Source organism: Fructobacillus sp. ChS1-6f1-1-27, from assembly GCF_059579415.1.
The window spans coordinates 61410-78437 of record NZ_JCAOER010000006.1 but is presented as its reverse complement, the minus strand read 5'-3'; the positions used below and the strand labels follow the sequence as shown (position 1 = coordinate 78437).

18 protein-coding genes and 2 riboswitches are annotated in these 17028 nt (G+C 46.4%); of the genes, 16 read left to right on the top strand and 2 right to left on the bottom strand.

The genetic code is table 11. The annotated features are described in order from the left end of the window. The 8 genes from AC5162_RS04390 to AC5162_RS04355 form a co-directional block, all read left to right on the top strand. Nucleotides 1-120: IS3 family transposase (locus tag AC5162_RS04390; protein ID WP_496534040.1), on the top strand; the 120-nt coding region annotated here is incomplete at its 5' end. 218 nt (nt 121-338) lie between these two features. After that, nucleotides 339-1529 carry a 30S ribosomal protein S1 gene (gene rpsA / locus AC5162_RS04385; RefSeq protein WP_496534035.1) on the top strand — a complete coding sequence of 397 codons (1191 nt, stop codon included), beginning with the start codon at nt 339-341 and terminating at the stop codon, nt 1527-1529. 56 nt (nt 1530-1585) lie between these two features. Beyond that, nucleotides 1586-2896: a ribosome biogenesis GTPase Der gene (der, locus tag AC5162_RS04380; RefSeq protein ID WP_496534034.1), complete on the top strand. Its 1311-nt coding sequence runs from the start codon at nt 1586-1588 to the stop codon at nt 2894-2896. 212 nt (nt 2897-3108) lie between these two features. Beyond that, nucleotides 3109-3384, top strand: a complete 276-nt coding sequence (locus AC5162_RS04375; RefSeq protein WP_047974521.1) for an HU family DNA-binding protein — start codon at nt 3109-3111, stop codon at nt 3382-3384. Nucleotides 3385-3542: 158 nt separating this feature from the next. Continuing rightward, nucleotides 3543-4883: an FAD-dependent oxidoreductase gene (locus AC5162_RS04370; RefSeq protein ID WP_496534033.1), complete on the top strand. Its 1341-nt coding sequence runs from the start codon at nt 3543-3545 to the stop codon at nt 4881-4883. A gap of 109 nt (nt 4884-4992) precedes the next feature. Further along, a riboswitch (TPP riboswitch) is annotated at nt 4993-5085 on the top strand. 84 nt (nt 5086-5169) lie between these two features. Next, nucleotides 5170-5727 carry an ECF transporter S component gene (locus AC5162_RS04365; protein ID WP_496534032.1) on the top strand — a complete coding sequence of 186 codons (558 nt, stop codon included), beginning with the start codon at nt 5170-5172 and terminating at the stop codon, nt 5725-5727. Nucleotides 5728-5748: 21 nt separating this feature from the next. Then, the gene (locus tag AC5162_RS04360; RefSeq protein ID WP_496534031.1) at nt 5749-7158 is read left to right on the top strand and encodes an ABC transporter ATP-binding protein; all 1410 of its coding nucleotides are present in this window, start codon (nt 5749-5751) and stop codon (nt 7156-7158) included. Then, nucleotides 7155-7823 (top strand): energy-coupling factor transporter transmembrane component T family protein, encoded by a 669-nt coding sequence (locus tag AC5162_RS04355; RefSeq protein ID WP_496534030.1) that lies wholly within the window; start codon nt 7155-7157, stop codon nt 7821-7823. The genes AC5162_RS04360 and AC5162_RS04355 overlap by 4 nt, the downstream gene beginning before the upstream one ends. A gap of 84 nt (nt 7824-7907) precedes the next feature. On the opposite strand, the gene AC5162_RS04350 is transcribed toward AC5162_RS04355, so the two are convergent. Continuing rightward, nucleotides 7908-8777: a LysR family transcriptional regulator gene (locus AC5162_RS04350; RefSeq protein ID WP_496534029.1), complete on the bottom strand. Its 870-nt coding sequence runs from the start codon at nt 8775-8777 to the stop codon at nt 7908-7910. Between the two features lie 103 nt (nt 8778-8880). Between AC5162_RS04350 and AC5162_RS04345 the strand changes: the two genes are divergently transcribed. From AC5162_RS04345 to AC5162_RS04335, 3 genes are all read left to right on the top strand, one after another. Next, nucleotides 8881-10251 carry an amino acid permease gene (locus AC5162_RS04345; protein ID WP_496534028.1) on the top strand — a complete coding sequence of 457 codons (1371 nt, stop codon included), beginning with the start codon at nt 8881-8883 and terminating at the stop codon, nt 10249-10251. A 75-nt stretch (nt 10252-10326) separates the two neighbouring features. Beyond that, complete coding sequence (locus tag AC5162_RS04340; RefSeq protein WP_496534027.1) at nt 10327-11103, top strand: pyrroline-5-carboxylate reductase family protein; 777 nt, start codon at nt 10327-10329, stop codon at nt 11101-11103. A 329-nt stretch (nt 11104-11432) separates the two neighbouring features. Next, nucleotides 11433-12773, top strand: coding sequence for an MFS transporter (locus tag AC5162_RS04335; protein ID WP_496534039.1), 1341 nt, complete (start codon nt 11433-11435; stop codon nt 12771-12773). 57 nt (nt 12774-12830) lie between these two features. On the opposite strand, the gene AC5162_RS04330 is transcribed toward AC5162_RS04335, so the two are convergent. Continuing rightward, on the bottom strand, nt 12831-13283 hold the full coding sequence (locus AC5162_RS04330; protein WP_496534026.1) for a MarR family winged helix-turn-helix transcriptional regulator: 453 nt from the start codon (nt 13281-13283) through the stop codon (nt 12831-12833). A gap of 132 nt (nt 13284-13415) precedes the next feature. Further along, nucleotides 13416-13504: riboswitch (TPP riboswitch) on the top strand. 114 nt (nt 13505-13618) lie between these two features. Between AC5162_RS04330 and AC5162_RS04325 the strand changes: the two genes are divergently transcribed. From AC5162_RS04325 to AC5162_RS04305, 5 genes are all read left to right on the top strand, one after another. Further along, nucleotides 13619-14278 (top strand): thiaminase II/PqqC family protein, encoded by a 660-nt coding sequence (locus AC5162_RS04325; RefSeq protein ID WP_496534025.1) that lies wholly within the window; start codon nt 13619-13621, stop codon nt 14276-14278. After that, entirely contained in the window at nt 14268-15089 is an 822-nt protein-coding gene (thiD, locus tag AC5162_RS04320) for a bifunctional hydroxymethylpyrimidine kinase/phosphomethylpyrimidine kinase (protein ID WP_496534024.1), read from the top strand. The genes AC5162_RS04325 and thiD overlap by 11 nt, the downstream gene beginning before the upstream one ends. Nucleotides 15090-15092: 3 nt before the next feature. Beyond that, nucleotides 15093-15740: a thiamine phosphate synthase gene (gene thiE / locus AC5162_RS04315; protein WP_496534023.1), complete on the top strand. Its 648-nt coding sequence runs from the start codon at nt 15093-15095 to the stop codon at nt 15738-15740. Next, entirely contained in the window at nt 15737-16528 is a 792-nt protein-coding gene (gene thiM, locus AC5162_RS04310; protein WP_496534022.1) for a hydroxyethylthiazole kinase, read from the top strand. Before thiE ends, thiM begins: the two co-directional genes overlap by 4 nt. Nucleotides 16529-16600: 72 nt before the next feature. After that, nucleotides 16601-16990, top strand: a complete 390-nt coding sequence (locus AC5162_RS04305) for a tautomerase family protein (RefSeq protein WP_496534021.1) — start codon at nt 16601-16603, stop codon at nt 16988-16990. The last annotated feature ends 38 nt before the right edge of the window (nt 16991-17028 follow it).

Here is a 17028-nt window from a genome sequence, read left to right as displayed (position 1 = left end):
GAACTCAATCAAGCCATCAAAGAATATATTCACTATTACAATACAAAACGAATTAAGAGCAAATTAAAAGGACTGACGCCGATTGAATATCGGGCATCAGTCCTCAAGGCCGCTCAATGACATGTCCTAATTTTGGGGTTCATATCATAAGGTGGTTTTTTATTTTGGTCTAATTCTGTTAGAATATAGTAATAGGTATTCAGACTGGTTGGTTTGATTTTTATTTGGTCGAAAAATCAGATACTTTCTAGATTTTTTTGCCGGTAAGACTAGGAAAAATCGGCTTTCTCTGATAAAATATCTTTATAAGTGTAAATTGTAGGAGGACGTTTGACGTCATGAGTGATACTAACAGCGAATTACTAGCAGCTCTGGAAAGTGCTGATCAAATTAAGGTGGGGGATGTCGTAACTGGCGAAGTGCTAGCTATTGATAACGATAACCAAGCAGTTATCGGTCTTCACACCGGTGAAGAAGGAGTTGTGCCAGCGCGTGAGTACTCTGATGACCGCAGCGTCAATTTGGCCGACGATTTGAAGGTTGGCGACACCCTTGAAACTGTTGTTGTTTCGAACGTAACAAGCGACAAGGAAGGCGTTGCCTACTTGTTGTCAAAGAAGCGCTTGGAAGCCCGCAAGGCATGGGAATCATTGTCATTTAACGAAGGTGACGTTGTTGATGCTAAGGTTATCAACGCCGTTCGTGGTGGTTTGATTGTTGATGTTAACGGCATCCGCGGTTTCGTACCAGCTTCAATGGTTGCAGAACGCTTTGTTTCTGACTTGAACCAATTCAAGGGTCAAGACATCAAGGCCGAAGTTATCGAAATCGACCCAGCTAAGGCTCGTTTGATCTTGTCACGTAAGGCTGTTGCCGCTCAAGAACGCGCTGAAAAGTTGGCTGAAGCATTCAGCCGCTTGACTGTTGGTGAAGTTGTTGAAGGAACTGTTGCTCGTTTGACTGACTTCGGTGCCTTTGTTGATTTGGGTGGCGTTGACGGTTTGGTCCACGTTTCTGAAATCTCACACGACCGTGTTAAGAACCCAGCCGACGTTTTGTCAAAGGGTGAAAAGGTTAACGTTAAGATTTTGGCTTTGGATACTGACCGCGGTCGTATCTCACTTTCAATCAAGGCAACCCAGCCAGGTCCTTGGGATGAAGTAGCCGAAAAGGCTCCTGCTGGTACTGTTCTTGAAGGAACTGTTAAGCGTGTTAAGGACTTTGGTGCCTTTGTTGAAATCTTCCCTGGTATTGAAGGTTTGGTTCACGTTTCTCAAATTTCACACGAACGTGTTGAAAACCCATCAGATGTTTTGACTTCTGGTGACAAGGTTAAGGTTCAAGTTTTGGACGTTAAGCCTGCTGAAGAACGAATCTCATTGTCAATGAAAGCTTTGGAAGAAAAGCCTGCTAACCAACGCGAAGACCGTGAAGATAACCACGGTGCATCACGTGCTGATGTAGCAGCCTTCCAACAAGAAGATGAAGGTGGCGCTACTTTGGGCGACATCTTCGGCGACAAGTTGTAAGATTAAATTATAAAGGCTGGTTTTCCAGTCTTTTTTTATTGGGAAAGGAGAGTAAGATGGCAGCACCAATCGTAGCCGTTGTTGGCCGCCCAAATGTGGGAAAGTCAACGCTCTTTAATCGAATTGTTGGGGAACGAATGGCAATTGTTGAAGACATGCCAGGTGTTACCCGTGACCGCCTTTATGCTAAGGCTGACTGGTTGAACTATGACTTTCGGGTCATTGATACTGGTGGACTTGAAATCGGTAATGCGCCGTTTTTGACTGAAATTAAGGGTCAGGTCGAATTAGCCATTGATGAAGCGGATGTCATCTTAATGGTTGTGTCAGGACGGGAAGGGTTGACTGCCGATGACCAGGCGGTGGCAAACCTGCTCTATGGTACCGATAAGCCGGTTGTTTTGGCCGTTAATAAGGTCGATAACCCTGAAATGCGGGCAGATATCTATGACTTTTACTCGCTTGGAATGGGCGACCCTTACCCAGTGTCTGGGTCACACGGAATCGGCCTTGGGGACGTTTTAGATGAAATTGTCAAGCACTTCCCTGATGAAGCGGCTGTGCAAGAAGATGACGCTGTCCGTTTTTCAATTATTGGTCGGCCAAACGTTGGTAAGTCTTCAATCGTTAATGCCATCTTAGGCGAAGACCGGATGATTGTTTCTAATATCGAAGGAACGACCCGTGATGCCATTGATACTCGTTTTATGACCCCTGAAGGGGACGAATTCGTGATGGTTGACACCGCCGGAATTCGTAAGCGTGGTAAGGTCTACGAAAATACGGAAAAGTATTCTGTTATGCGGGCGATGAAGGCGATTGACGACTCACAGGTAACCCTGATGGTCTTAGATGCTGAAACTGGGATCCGTGAGCAAGACAAGCACGTCGCGGGCTATGCTCATGAAGCTGGTAATGCTTTAGTAATCGTTGTTAATAAGTGGGATGCCATTGAAAAAGACACCCACACGATGACTGACTTTGAGAACTTAATTCGCCAGGAATTTAAGTTCTTAGACTATGCACCGGTCGTCTTTGTTTCAGCTAAGACTAAGCAGCGCTTAGACCGTCTGCCTGACTTGATTTTGTCTGTGAATGATAACTATCAAAAGCGGGTATCATCATCAACTTTGAACGATGTTTTGATGGATGCCTTGGCAACTAATCCGGCGCCAACTGATAATGGTCGGCGACTCCGGGTTTATTATGCGACCCAGGTGGCAACGGAACCACCAACGATTGTGATTTTCGTTAACGATGTGGAACTTATGCACTTCTCTTACCAACGTTTCTTGGAAAATCAAATCCGGTCGGCCTTTGACTTTTCTGGAACACCAATTAAGCTAATTATCCGTCAGCGTAAGTAATATTGGCCTAAAATGACGAGAAAATGGCATAAATTACTGTAAAATGTCTGGAAATCGCAAATTCTTAGAGAAATTTGCCTAATTTCCCTACACATTTTAATTTACTTGTGCTATTCTATCCTTATGGAAGTTGCTACGGTAGCGTTCCCAGCCCACCAACGATTGTCACGTTGATGGTGATTCTAATTTAATTTTTTGTGAGGAGAAAAGGAATGGCAAACAAGCAAGAATTGATCGACTCAGTTGCAATGAAGACTGGTTTAACTAAGAAGGATGCTGACAAGGCTGTTGCCGCAGTTTTGTCATCAATCGAAGACGCCTTGAAGAAGGGCGAAAAGGTTCAATTGATTGGCTTTGGTAACTTCGAAGTTCGTGAACGTGCAGCCCGTAAGGGACGTAACCCACAAACTAAGGAAGAAATCCAAATTCCTGCATCAAAGGTTCCTGCATTCAAGCCTGGTAAGGCTTTGAAGGATGCTGTTAAATAAGCATTAACCTTAAAAAAGCACACTCCTTGTGAGTGTGCTTTTTGTATTTTATAAAAAGGCAGTCCTTTGTTTCACTTTGTGTAACTTTTGACAAATTGGAGCAGAAATGTTATGATTTAATTACAAAATTCACATAGCTATATTAGGAGGCTGAATTTATGAAAGTTGCAGTGATTGGTTCAACACACGCTGGCGTTTTTGCCGCTAAGCAAATTAAGGCTGACCATCCGGACGCTGAAGTGCACGTGTACGAAAAGAACCAGACGGTTTCTTTCTTGTCATGTGGAATTGCTCTTTGGATTGGTGACAACGTCTCATCAACTGACAAGATGTTTTATGAAAGCCCTGAATCAATGGCCAAGCAAGGAATCGACATGCATATGCAGACCTTGGTTGAAAACGCTGATTTAGCAGGTAAGACTTTGAAGATTAAGGACTTGGTTTCAGGTTCAGAATCAGAAGAAACCTTTGACAAGATTGTGATCACGACTGGATCACGGGCCATCAAGCCTCGTATTCCTGGTATCGATTCTGACAAGGTTTTTGATTCAAAGACTTGGGACAACGCCAACTCATTGAAGGAAGTGACTGAATCTGCTAAGCGGATTATTGTTATTGGTGCTGGTTACATTGGTGCCGAATTGGCAGAACAATTGTCAGTTAACGACAAGGAAGTTACTTTGATTGACGGTTTGGACCGCGTCTTGGCTAACAATACTGCCCCTGAATTCTCATCAGTATTCCAAAAGGAATATGAAAACCATGGTGTTAAGTTGGCCTTGGGTCAAATGGTATCTGGCTTTGAAGATACTGCTGATGGTATTAAGGTTACAACTGACAAGGGTACTTACGAAGCCGATATCGCCATCTTGGGAATTGGTTTCTTGCCTAACACGGCCTTGTTCAAGGACCAAGTTGACATGTTGCCAAACGGTGCCATCAAGGTCAACAAGTTCATGGAAACTTCTGTCAAGGACGTTTATGCTGCTGGTGATTCAGCAACTGTTCACTATAACCCAACAGAAAAGGATGACTACATCCCACTTGCAACCAATGCTGTTCGCCAAGGAATCTTGGTTGGTAAGAACATCGTTGAACCAACTTTGGGTTATCAAGGGACTCAAGCTACTTCAGCCGTTGAATTGTACGAATTGGCATATGCCGCTACTGGTTTGACAGAACAATCAGCTGCCCGTAAGGGTGTTGAAGCGGAATCAGTGACGATTTCAGAAGACTACCGTCCTGACTTTATGTTGTCAACGACTTCTGTCCAAGCTTCACTTACTTGGGAAAAGGGAACTCGTCGGATTGTTGGTGGTGCTTTCTTGTCAAAGCATGACATCTCACAAGCCGCTAACGTGGTTTCACTTGCTATCGAAAACAAGATGACCATTGACCAATTGTCAATGACTGACTTCTTCTTCCAACCTAACTTCGGTCAACCAGTTAACTACGTTTCATCCGTAGCAATGGCTGCTGTTGCCAAGGCTAACAAGTAAGATTCATCTGATTTTTAACCAAGCTAGTTATGCTAGCTTGGTTTTTTATTTGAGAAAATGCTTGCGTAAATCAGAACGGCTGTGTATGATGAGAGAGTAATAATTTCATATTTGAGATCTGGGGTACCATTAACTTGGTTGAGATTAAACCCATTGAACCTGTTAGGCTAAGACCGACGAAGGAAGATCCACAAGCTTTTTACTGTGACCATTCGTGTTGGAAATCTATGCCAAGGCGGATGGTTTTTCATTTGCCCTGGGTGTCAAATGCATTGAGGAGAAGGAAATGAATACGAAGTGGAAGTTACAAGATGTGATTTTGCTGGCATTGGTTGGGATCATTTTTTCGGTCGTCTACTGGATTATGGACCCGGTTTACCAAATTGTTTATAGTGGCTTGGCCGTGATTGGCTTGCAAGCCTTTACCAACGAAGTCACTTTGGGAGTATGGATGATGGCTGGTCCATTGGCCGCTTACATCTTGAAGAAGCCCGGTGCTGGTTTCATCGGTGAAATGTTGGGAGCTGCTGGGGAAATGTTCCTTGGTGGGGCTTACGGTGTTGGAACGCTGTTGTCAGGCTTGATTCAAGGAATTGGGTCAGAACTTGGTTTCACCTTGGTTGGTTATAAGAACTGGTTTACCGGTTTGTGGCTGTCAACTTTGACTGGAACAATCGTGACATTTGCCTGGGACTTGGTTAAGTCTGGTTATGCCCACTATAACTTTGGTATGTTAATCGCCTTGTTTATTGTCCGCTACCTGTCAATCTTCTTTTTCTCAGGGGTCTTGGTCCACTTGATTGCCAAGTTATTGGACCGGTCAAAGCTTTTGGCCCACGACTAAGTCAATCAAAGGAGTTTACGGATGACATTAGTCACCAAGCGCTTAGGGGTGGCGTATAAGAATAGCCCGATTATTGAAGACCTTGACTTTACCTTAAAAGAAAATGATTTGATCTTGCTGATGGGACCATCCGGTTCTGGCAAGTCGACCTTACTAAAGGCCTTAGCGGGGTTGTACCCCCAATATGGGGGCCAGGTCGCTGGCCAAGTTGAAATAAACGGTCAGAACTTAGCAGACCTGCCAGCCCATGACCGGGCCAAGCAAGTTGCCTTGCTCTTTCAAAACCCGGATGACCAGTTTGCCATGCCAACTGTCAAAGAAGAATTTATCTTTGCCTTGGAAAACTTGCAGTTAGACCCGGCAGAAATTGATCAGCGGACCGACTGGGCTTTAGCTAAAGTTGGCCTAACGGCCTTTATTGACCGACCCTTTCAAACGTTGTCCGGTGGGGAACTGCAAAAGGTGGCCTTAGCAGAAGTCCTAGCCCTGGGGGCTAAGTACTTGCTCTTAGACGAACCCTTTGCCGCGATTGACCAGCAGTCCCGTGATGACCTACAGGGCCTCTTAGCTGACTTAAGCAAGGAAGGGTATGGGATTTTGGTTGCTGACCACGACCCTGCCGGCTACTTTGATAAGGTAACTGCTTTTTACCAGGTGAAGGGCTGTGGCTTAAGGGCTGTTGACCAAGCTGATTGGGACCAGTATGATTACCAAAAAGAGCGGGTCACCATCCAGCGGCCTGAAGATGGACAGGACGGGTTAGTACCGGCCTTTCATTTTGCTAATCTGACAGTTCAAAATGGAAAGCGGCTGGTCTTAAACCAAGATATCTTGACGGTCTTAGCCCAGCAGATTACTTTGATCACTGGCCCCAATGGGGTCGGTAAGTCTTCCGTCTTAAAGACGATGGCCCACTTGCATGACTATCAGGGTTCATTAGTCTACGGTCAAAAGGAAGTCAAAGATTGGAAGAAGAAGGCCTACTACCAAGAATTAGGATTGGTTTTTCAGTCCGCTTCTGACCAGTTCTTAAACATTACGGTCGAAGAAGAAATTGGCCAGGTGGTCAAAACGACCCACCGGCCCGATTACTGGACAAAAGACCGGGTTGCTACCTGGTTGGACCGCTTGCATTTGGCAGGATTAGCTGACCGGTCGGTTTATACCCTGTCAGGTGGCCAGCAAAAGAAATTACAGCTCTTGCTCATGCTGGTCGTGGCCCCGTCGACCTTGCTCTTAGATGAGCCACTAGCTGGTTTAGATGAAGAGTCAGTCCAGGTAGTACTGAAACTGATTCAAGAAAGCCAGCAGGAATTAGAAATGACGGTAGTTGTGGTTTCTCACCAAGTCAGGGACTTAGTTGGGATTGTTGACCGTCACTTGGACTACCAAGGAACAGACATGACGGAAAGTTGGGAGGTTTTGGTATGATGAACGCAACCCAACGGCTGATTCTAGCAGTCTTAATTTCACTGGAAATCTCACTGACCCAATCAGTCACGTTAAATGCTGTGATTGTGGCGACGGTTTTCTTGGTACTGTTGGCTAAGCGCCACCCCTTGAAAAAGATTGGTTTTTACCTGCTAATTGCGGTGATTCCAGTTCTTGGGTCCTTCTGGTCCTTTTACCTTTATGGTCAGGGAAGTTCGGCTGAGAACTTCCACTTTGGCCTGGTAATGGGGTCTCGGGTCTTAGTCTTTATCTTTATGGGGGCCTGGTTGACTCTGGGGATGACGCCCTATATTTTATTAGCTTCGCTCCGGCAAAACTTAAAGTTCTCGGCAACCTTCACTTACGGAATCTTAGGGGCCTTGAACTTTATGCCCCGGTTTAAGCGGGCTTTGGAAAGCATCCAGGCTGCTGGTTTGATGCGTGGCCAGGTCTTACACTGGTGGCAGCCAACCTTGTACTTTAAAGCCTTGGTCCATGCGATTAAGTGGTCGAAAAACTTAGCAATGGCGATGACCTCCCATGGCTTTCAAGAAGGGGCTGACCGGTCTGCTTACCGGACCTACCCAATGAAGGCAACTGGCTGGATGATAATGGCCATTTTGCTGGCCTTAGTTCAAGTCGCCTTGGTCTTGGCCAAATATTAATCAACAAATAAAAACGACGAACACAGGGGCTGATGGTGTGTGCTTGTGTGCACTCACATTCAGCTGGAAAGTGTTCGTCTTTTTTTAGTCTTGTAAGAAATCGAGGATTTCTTTTTGCATTGCTAGGACAAAGGGGTCCTTGGCAGAGGAGGGATTAATCGCTAGTCCCAGGTGACGGTAGTAGGGATGCTCGAAGGGAAAGGCTTTGACATCAGCAGAGATGGTTGGAATGGCTAAGTCAGGCAGAATTCCCCAGCCTAAGCCAGCCTCGACCATGGCAATGATGGAATGGTCATCAATTGAGTAATTGATGGCCTGGGGCTTGACTTGGAGTTCGTCCAAGGCAGCCTTAGTATCAGAGTCGTAGTCAGCCTTTTGCAAGATAAAGTGCTGGTCAGACAGGTCAGCAGGCCCAATTGACTGGCCGTTTTTGGGCCTGTAGTCAGCTTGAGTCAGACACTTGATTTCATCGTTTACCAGTGGAATGGAATCGAGCTGGTTTTTCACGGGCAGGGCTGAAAAGCCAAGGTCAATCTTCCCTAAGGACAGTGCTTCTTCAATATCAGCAAAGGACCCTTGAATCAAAGTAATCTGAACATCGGGGTACTTTTTAGTAAAGCGTTGGATGATGGTTGGTAACCAGACAATACAGATGGAAGAAATTGCCCCAATCCGGATTTCACCACCCTTTAAACCTTGGATCTTTTCGGCCATGGCTAGGAGTTGGTGCTCTTCGTTTAAAAGCCGTTCCATCATTGGTAAGAGGACCTGGCCGTTTTTGGTAACCTGCATTTCGGACCGGTTACGGATTAACAAGGGAATACCAAGCTGGTCTTCCAAGTGGGAAATCGCGTGGGAAACTGCGGAAGGGGTAATATTGAGCTGGTCGGCGGCTTTACGGAAGGATCCGAGTTCAGCAACGGTGGTAAAAATCTCGTAGGTGAATGTTTTCATGGTTGTAAGTGAATTTTTTTAACTTTAAATTGAAAATGTTTAGTTTTACTTATCTTTCTCTCCAGTATAAACTACTAAAGAAGGAAAGCAAAGGAGAACTTGCATGGCAGTAGAACAACAGGGGCAAACAGAGTTTGCTCGGACACTATCACACCGACATATCTCGATGATTGCCTTAGGTGGTACGATTGGAACTGGTCTTTTTTTAGGAGCGGGAACTTCAATCCACCAGGCTGGACCAGCTATTTTGTTGGTTTACATTATTACTGGTCTCTTTGTCTTTGCGATTATGCGGGCCTTGGGTGAACTCCTGGTTTCAGATGATTCAAAACCAGTCTTTATTGACTACATGACCCAGTACTTGGGGGAAAAGGCTGGCTTTGTCTTAGGCTGGACTTATTGGTTAGGCTGGATTGTGATTGCTATGACCGAGTTGACGGCGATTGGAACCTATATGAAGTTTTGGTTCCCATCCATGCCGGCTTGGCCCTTTGAATTAGCCTTTTTAATTGTCTTATACTTAGTTAATACCATTGCCGTTAAAATCTTTGGGGAAGCCGAATTTTGGTTTTCAACGATTAAGATTACGGCGATTATTGCCATGATTGTGATTGGCTTTGTCTTTGCCTTTGGTCATGTGAAAACTTCTGTTGGGGTTACCCAGTTTTCAACTTTGTGGTCCCATGGACTTGTGGCTGACCATGGCAAGAACATCTTATCGACTTTCCAAATGGCCTTCTTTGCCTTTTTGGGGGTTGAATTTGTCGGTATTACTGCTGCAGAAACCAAGGACCCCTTGCAAACAATTCCTCGGGCGGTTAACTCAATTGTCTTTCGGATCTTAATCTTTTATATTGGAGCCTTGATGGCGATTATGATGATCCAGCCTTGGACCCACTACCAAGCCGGTGAATCACCCTTTGTCCAAGTCTTTTCTGGGATTGGAATTGAATCGGCCGCAGCTGTGATTAACTTTGTGGTTTTGACTGCCGCTGCTTCAGCCATTAATTCGGCCTTCTTTACCACTGGCCGGATGCTATATTCATTGGTTGGCGAGGGGTCACGGTTAAAGAAGTTGAACCAGCATGCCATTCCTCGGTCAGCCATTAACTTGTCAACCTTGATTGTTGGCTTGGCGGTAGTGGTGAACTACTTATTCCCAACTGACGCCTTCACCTTGGTTTCAGCGACTGCTTCAGCAGCCTTCTTGCTGATTTACATGGCCTTGATGTGGACCCACTTGCGGTTTAAAAAGGCTCAAAAGGCTGCAGGTCAATCAACTGACCAGCCTGGCTTAGAAAAGCCCTTTAAGTTGCCTTTGGCACCCTTTAGTAACTACGCTACGATTGCCTTTTTAGCTTTGATTTTTATCATCTTGCTGGTTAAGAAGGATACGACGGTCACGACCTTGCTAGCCTTGGCTTGGATGGTCATCTTATTGGTGGTTGCTTCGTTCAAATTCAAACAAAAATAAGTTTTAGGCGGCTGGCTTTTGGCCGCTTTTTCTATGCTAAAATGAGAGTAAGTTAAATCGTTTGGGAGGAATATTATGAATGTTGGAATCGTTGGCTTAGGCCATATGGGGACTGCTTTGGTAAAGGGGATGACCGCCGCTAGTCAAAAGGTGACTGCCTATACCTCAAACCCTGCTAAGGGCGAAGAACTTGGGATTCCTACCGTTTCACAGTATGGCGACCTGGTGGCTAAAGACTTAGATATTTTAGTTTTGACGGTGCCAGCCTCCATTACCACCAACGTTTTAAAGCAGGTCGTGAATGCTGGTTTGGCAGCTAAGACGGTGGTGCTGTCTGCGGCCGCTTCGGTTTCATTGGCCGACTTGCAAAAGGCGGCACCGGCTAGTCCAGTGACGACCTTTATCCCAAATATCCCGGTGGCAGTCCGATCCGGTGCGATTGCTTTGGTAGAAAACCGAGAAATTGCCGGTGATAAGATGAATTCGGTTCGAACATTTTTGGGCCTTTTGGGTCATGTGGTCGCTGTTCCTGAGGCCCAAATTGGGATTGCCGGAACTGTTGGTGGCTGCGGACCAGCCTTTGTCGATGTGATGATGGATGCCTTAGAAGATGTGGCGGTGGCTGAGGGGATGACCCGGGACCAGGCCAAGCCATTGATTGCGGCCATGGTTGGTGGGACGGCTTCTTTATCCAGTCAGTCAGACTTGTCCTTTGCTGACTTGAAGGGGCAGATTACTTCTCCTGGTGGTAGCACCATCCAAGGTGTCTTGGCCTTAGATCAAAACGGCATGCGCAATGCTGTTTACCAGGCAGTCCTAGCAGCAGCTGGGAAGGGCCAGCCCAAGGGTTAAAGTGTTTTCTCATTAAAATTTTATTTTTAAATTGGACGGTTGAAGATTTTCAACCGTCTTTTTGATGCTTTTAAAAAGGCTAGGGTGGTTTGAATTTGGATTTTAAAATTGTGGATTTAAGGTCTTGGACTAGCTTTCCAAAATATAAAATGAAAGGGTTTACAATACCTTTGTATAGGCATTCTTTCCGTTGACAAAGGTTAGCTGACCCCATAAAATCAGGATAGGCAATCAAACCTGGCCAGGATTTTGCCATGACAATAAATTCTAAAATGAGAAGGGCAGGTCGTTATGGGTGACCTGTGAAGAGAGGATTTACGATGTTCAAGATGTTAATGAAGGCCGGGCGGGGTTCAGTATCGCAGGAGAGAGCGACCAAGACCACTTACCGCCGGCGTCAAATTGGGGTGTTACTTGCCACCAGTTTTACTTATATCGCTTATTATATTATTCGACTCGTTTTTATTACAGAACAGGTACCAATTATGAATGCCTACGGTTTTGATATGAGCCAGATGGGGCTGATTTTGTCGACCTTTGGAGTTGGCTATGGGATTGCTAAGATCTTTATGGGCGCCTTAGTTGACCGGCTGAACGCCCGGGTTTTTCTAGCAGTTGGCCTGTACCTGTCGGCCTTGATGAACTTGTTAATCGGTTTTACTTCCAACTTTTACGTAATTTTAGGGCTGATGTTTCTAGTGGCGGTGACGCAAGCAATGGGGGCACCAGCCTGCCAGCGGCAGATTTCATTGTGGTTTTCTAAGAAGAACCGGGGGATAGCCTTTTCGATTTGGGCATCTGCCCACAACGCTGGGGCCTTTCTCTGTGTTGCTTCTGTACAGTTTGCTACTTTGTACTTCGCTGGCTCATTAACAGCAGTCTTTATGGTCTCATCACTCGTTTCAGCAGTAATTGCGACCTTGATGCTGGTTATTAACACGGATACCCCTGAAAAGGTTGGTTTACCAGATATTGCCACTTATTCTGGCTATGTTGAGGTGGATGACCGCGGCCATCAAACAAATCAAAATAAAACGGACGAATCAGTTTGGCAAATCTTTGTCCGTCATATTTTGTGCAACAGGGTGGTTTGGTTGGTGACTTTGACATCAATGTCGATTTACATTGTTCGCTATGGGGTGATGTCTTGGATTCCCTCCTACTTACCAAGCAAGGGCTTTAGTGTCACTTGGGCCAAGTGGTTTGTTGGAATCTTTGAAGTTTCGGCTGTTCCTGGGGTAGTCTTGTTTGGTTACTTGTCAGACTACATGCATGGTCGGCGGGCAGCCATTTGCTTGGGCGCAACGATTCTGATGTTTGCTTGCCTCGGATTGTACTTTACTTCGAGCAACCAATTCGTCTTAGTAGCGGTCTTGTTCTTACTTGGAACCTTGATTTATACGCCACTGTCACTGGTCGGCCTGATGGTTAACGAAGCTGTTCCAAATTATGCGGTGGGCTTATCAACCGGATTTATGGGTTTCTTCCAGTACATCTTTGGTGAAACGATTGCGACGGCAATTATTGGTATGGTTGTCCACCAGTACGGCTGGGATGCTGGGTCTTATGTGATTTACTTGGCAGCAATTATTGCGATTGCGCTGTTAGTCTCACTAGTAGGCAAGGAACAAAAAATCCGTCAATTAGAGGAAAAGGCTAACCGCCAATAAAAAAGGCGAAGTCCCGTTTGTGGGACTTCGCTTTTCAGTTCGGTGAATTCGTCATGTTTAGTGGGGCTTGCGGATAGCCGTCATTTCTTCAAACTTAGCTTTGAGTTCGGCTTGGTGACTCTGCCAAAACTCCTGGTCAAATTCATTCATGACCGTTAGGGCTTCTTGAAGCTTTTGCAAACCTTTGCCGGTTAGGACCAAGGCTTTGGCCCGGGGATTCTTTTTCCCGGGAAAACGGTCTAAGAGGTCAGCCCGGCTGAGCTTGGTGATGATCGATGAGGCGGTCATTGCATCGATATCGGCGGAGTGGGCAACCATAATCTGGGTGACTTCATCGTTTTGCTTACTCAACCCATAAACGGTCGCTAAGACTTGGACCTGGGGGTGGGTCAGCTCGAGTTGGTGAAGGGCTGTTTTAACTTGGCGAAACCAAGTCGTATAGAGGGTAAAAAAGCTCTGGTTGGTGGAGTCGAAGTAGGTTGCTAAGTCCTTGATTTTAACTGGGTCCATCTTGAATACCTCTCTATCTCTAAATGCTGGTAAACTATGTATGCTTATAATATAGCTTATATAAGGTGATGAAACAAGGGGGATTTTAAAAATAATTAGGACCGGTTCTATTTTTCATGCTATACTACTTTTGAAATAAAGTTGGGGTGCCCTGAGCTGAGATTATACCCATTGAACCTGATACCGCTAATACGGTCGCAGGAAACTTCTAAATTGGATTTTTGAGTGCTTTTTAGGCACGCGTAGTCCTCAGCTCAGGCTGGGGACTTTTTTATTTGCTAAAAAAACAATGGTTGGATGCCGCACCCAATTTGACTGCACCGAGGAGAAAGAAAATGATGGGAGAACCATTTTCCACGAAGTTACAGCCAATTATGGAAGAATACAAGGAGGCCTTTTTTCAAAATCCCTTTATCAAGATGATGGCGGCCGGGCAAATCGATACTGATGTCTTGTTGCAATACGTCCAGCAAGACCACCGTTATTTAGACCACTACTTGCCCTGGTATGAAAAGGTCTTTACGGGGATTACGGGAGAGCCAGTTGTTGCCATGCCGGACATGGACCAAAAGGAATATGAGGCTCACCAGATGCTTTTGGACCAGGCCCAGACCTCTGATGAAAGCATCCAGGAGGGCAAGTATCCAAACCTACCAGTGACCGATGAGTACTTAAACCACTTGGACCAGTCAGTCTCCGAAGACGACTTTATCGGTTTGGTGGCTCTAACGGCTTGTCCCTATGACTACGCTTACCTAGCTGACTTACTGATCCGTTATGGAATGGTGACGCCCGGCAACCCTTATATTGGCTGGGTTGGCTACTACCGCGGTGTTGACCAAGGCTTTTCAAATCAATTGTTGACCCTGGTGAATAAGATGGCACCGAACTATTCTAAGAAAGTCCATGACCGGGCCTTGGAAGCCTTCCGGGAATCAACCCGGTTGGAGAATGCTTTCTTCTTGCAACCAGTGGAGGCTGTCCATGGCAAATAAAGATTTCCAATACACAACTGCTTTGACCATTGCCGGTTCTGATTCCGGTGGTGGGGCCGGGATGCAGGCAGACTTGAAGACGATGCAGGTCTGTCAAACCTTTTCGACTTGTGTCGTGGTCGGTCTGACGGCCCAAAACACGATTACTGTCCAGGAAGCTGTACCGACTAGCCCCGAGATGATTGATACTCAGTTTGACTCGGTCATGGCTGACTTTGATGTAAAAGCAGCCAAGACGGGGGCCTTATTTGACGCCACCCGGGTCATCCAGGTTAGCAAGAATGTCGAAAAGTACCACTTGAAAAACTTGGTGGTCGACCCGGTGATGGTTGCCAAGGGTGGGGCTACTTTGTTGGACCAAGCTGGAATCGTCGCCTTAAAGACGAATTTACTGCCATTGGCAACTCTGGTAACTCCTAATTTGCCAGAAACGGCCTTATTGTCTGGCATTGACGTCAAGTCCAAGGCTGATATGAAAAAAGCGGCGGTTGCCATCCAAAAGCTTGGCGTGCCAAACGTCTTAGTCAAGGGTGGCCACAATGATGGTGAGATTATCTATGATTATTGCTTGTTAGAATCGGGCGAGGACTTCTTTATGGAAGGACCCAAAGTCCATACAACCAGCAAGCACGGGACCGGTGATACTTTGTCAGCCGCAATTACTGCTCACTTAGCCCAGGGTAGTGGCCTAAAAGAGTCGATTGTGGCCGGCCACGACTACATGAATGAAATTATCGGTCACCCTCTGCCACTTGGTCATGGGCACGGACCGTTGAACCATGGTAATTGGCAAGTACCAGCGGAGGGTTAGGCGATGAACTTTAATCGAAATTCGCTTTCAGTCTACTTAGTAATTGGGAGTCAAAATGTTGGTTTTAGTGCTGACCGGGTGTTGGAAGTGGTTAAAGAAGCCTGTGAGGCTGGTGTGACGGCCGTTCAGTTCCGAGAAAAAGATGGGTCGCAGTTATCGGATGCAGAAAAAATTGGCTTGGGCCGGAAAATAAAAGGCCTGTGTGAAAAAGCCGGGATTCCTTTGTACGTTGATGATGACTTAGACTTGGCCCTGGCAATTAATGCTGACGGTCTCCATGTTGGTCAAGGGGACCAGCGAGTTAGTGAGATTAAGCAACAGGCCCCGGACCTAATGCTCGGTTTGTCCATCCATGACCTAGGGGAATTGGACCAAAGCCAAGTTGTCTTAGACCAGGTCGATTATCTCGGCCTGGGGCCGGTTTTTCAAACTTCGTCTAAGCCGGATGCTAAGCCGGCGATTGGACCAACCGGGATTACGGCCATCCGCCAAGCGACTAACCTGCCAACGGTTGCGATTGGTGGGATTAGTGTAGAAAATGTTGGCCAGCTAGCTGGCCTTGGCCTTGACGGGGTGGCAGTGATTTCAGCCATTACTGCTAGTTCAGATATTAAGGCCACAGTGGCCAAGTTGAAGGGAGCCTTACAATGACTTTTACAGGACTTAGTGCGGTTAAAAATAACCAGCCGATTGTTTTAAACGTTGCCAATAATGTCACGCCACAGTTAGTGGCTAATGCGATTTCTTATATTGGGGCGTCGCCAATTATGATTGCTGACCCGGTTGAGGCTGGGGACCTGGCTAGTATTGCTTCAGCGGTTACGTTGAACCTTGGTTCGACTTCACCAGTAGCGGCCGAGTTAATGGTCGAAGCCGGTAAGAAGGCCAACCAGCTGGGCAATCCCGTCATCTTTGACCCGGTAGCCGTTGGCGCTACGCCACTGCGGACACGGCGGGCCCAAGAGTTGCTAGACCAGGTCCAAGTTGACCTGGTTCGAGGAAACTTGGCCGAAATTGCTAGTTTAGCTGGGATTGCCTGGGAGTCACGCGGCATTGATGCGGGGGCTGGGACTGCTGACCCAGTTGAGGTGGTCGAACAAGCGGCTTTGAAGTTGCAGGCAGTGGTGGTTGCAACTGGGGCGGTCGATTACGTTTCTGATGGAAAGGCCACCTATCTGGTTAAAAACTCGGCCAAGCAATTGGCAGTAAACGTTGGAATGGGGGATGCCTTGGATGGCTTGCTGGGGGCCTTTGCCAGTCAGAGCATGGCAGTGGAGGACTTAGCCTATGCTGCTGCCACGTTGCCACTAGCTGGGGAGTTGGCGGTGGCGGCCGGCCGGGTTCGGCCGGCTGCATTTGCCAGTGAGCTCTTAGACCAGTTGAATGCCTTAACAGATGACCAAGTGGTTCAAATGGCTAAGGTGGACAAGGTTCACTAAGCAAAGTGATTGTTCTCGGTCACTTTCTATGCTAGGATTTACTTAATACCTGCATGTAATAAGGAGACCACCATGCCATTAATGAAAATTGATATGATCAAGGGCCAGTACAGCCCAGAAGAAATCAAGCAATTGATGCAGACCAGCTTTGACGTTGCCAAAGCTAACTTGGAATTGCCTGACCGCGACCGCTTTCAAATTGTGACACAACACGAAGATTACGAAATCAACTTCCAAGACGTTGGTTTGGGTTACGACCGGTCAAGCAAGGTCCTGTTCTTCACCATTTTGTCAACGCCACGGTCAACCAAGGCCAAGAAGGCCTTTACCAAGGCTTTGGTCGCTGCTTTGAAGGATATTGACGTTCGTCCTGAAGATTTGATTATCTCATTTGCTGAAAACCATGCTGAAGATTGGTCCTTTGGCGAAGGCAAGAACCATTTCTTGAATGGGGACTTGTAAAATAACTTTTAAAAACCATCCTGGCTGATTGGCAAGGG